Consider the following 1,307-nt stretch of genomic DNA (forward strand, 5'->3'; position numbering starts at 1 on the left):
CTCAGAGTATTTCCGTCCCGATCACCACTGGACCGGCATGCCGCGGATTGCTGGACCGACATCGCGCGGAATCGTGGACCGACATTCGCGGAATGCGCATCGAACGCCGTGCCACCGAGTACCAGCCACCATTTGGTGTTCCCCGCGCGCGCGTGGATGCGTCGATCGGCGTCGGCCGTGCCGCCCGCATCAGGACGTGTTCCCCGCGCGCGCGTGGATGCGTCGGGATTGCCTTCGGTCGCCTTGCGCTGCTCTTCGTGTTCCCCGCGCGCGCGTGGATGCGTCGGGTGCGGATCGTCAGCGCCGTCCTTGCTCTTGGTGTTCCCCGCGCGCGCGTGGATGCGTCAGTTTTCGCTGAGGCGCGCGTACTGCGCCAAAGTGTTCGGCGTGTGCGAGCACACCATCACGCGCTGGCGCGTGCACGGCCGTATCCCGCCTCCGGCGCTGCAGATCGTGCGCACGATCGAGCGCCAGTCGGCGCCGTGGAATGCGTCTTTCGTGCGCGGCTGGTGGCCCGGCGTGTGCCAGCTCACGGTGCCCTGGCGCAACGAGCTGTTCGCACCGCCCGGCGGACACTGGCAGGACTACCGTAGCCCGGATATGCGCGCGCTGGCGCGCGACATGGCGCGGCGCGCGGCGCAGGCCGCGACCGAGCGTGCGGGACGCCTGAAAGCGATCCGGCTACAGGCCGGCCGCAAGGCGGCGGCGACGCGCCGCGACCGGCGAGCTTCGACCGTCGCCGGCCCTGATGATGCGTCCTGGCTCGATATCCCGCATCGGTGTTTTCGGCGCGGCTGCAGCCTCGCCGCAGATGTTGATGGAGCCGGCGCCACCGCTCAGAGGCGCGCGGCGCACGCGGTTCATTGATCGCGGCGAAGCCGCTTCACGCGCGCGCTTTGCCGGTTTTCTTGCCGCGGGTGTAGGCGTGCGGGTTGACGATCTTCACGCCGCCCTTGGGCACCTTGCCCTTGCGCACGTAGCCGAGTTTTTCAGCGAGCGGCCGGTGCTTTTTGACCAGTTCCTTGAACTCGGCCGGCGCGTCCGGGCCGGCATCGATGGCCACGAAGTTGCGGCGGAACAGCGCACGACGACCGAAGTCCGCCGGCAACGGCGGCACTTCGTCCAGGTCATCGACTGCCTTGGAGGTAGTGATAGCGCGCTTCTTCATGAGGCAGAGCATACCGCATTGAGATCACCCGGATCACCTTGAGCCTCTTCCAATGACACATGAGCCTGAAGGGGGTGCGTGATTCCAACGTGAAGTGAGCCTGAAAGGCCGGCGGGGCGGCGGGATCATCGGAGGATGA

Annotated in this window: 2 protein-coding genes; one reads left to right on the forward strand and one right to left on the reverse strand. The window is 67.7% G+C overall.

The window, feature by feature from the left end; translation table 11 throughout:
* Positions 1-318: 318 nt before the first annotated feature.
* Positions 319-867 (forward strand): hypothetical protein, encoded by a 549-nt coding sequence (locus AAG565_RS15705; protein ID WP_348820587.1) that lies wholly within the window; start codon positions 319-321, stop codon positions 865-867.
* A gap of 16 nt (positions 868-883) precedes the next feature.
* Here the strand turns inward: AAG565_RS15705 and AAG565_RS15710 are convergent, their stop codons facing one another.
* Entirely contained in the window at positions 884-1,168 is a 285-nt protein-coding gene (locus tag AAG565_RS15710) for a hypothetical protein (protein ID WP_348820588.1), read from the reverse strand.
* Between the last annotated feature and the right edge of the window lie 139 nt (positions 1,169-1,307).

Source organism: Fontimonas sp. SYSU GA230001, assembly GCF_040066175.1.
Taxonomy (GTDB): Bacteria; Pseudomonadota; Gammaproteobacteria; order Nevskiales; family Nevskiaceae; genus Solimonas.

Coding starts and splice junctions, on each gene's coding strand:
- AAG565_RS15710 (WP_348820588.1), bottom strand. CDS start 1,168: ATGAAGAAGCGCGCTATCACTACCTCCAAGGCAGTCGATGACCTGGAC.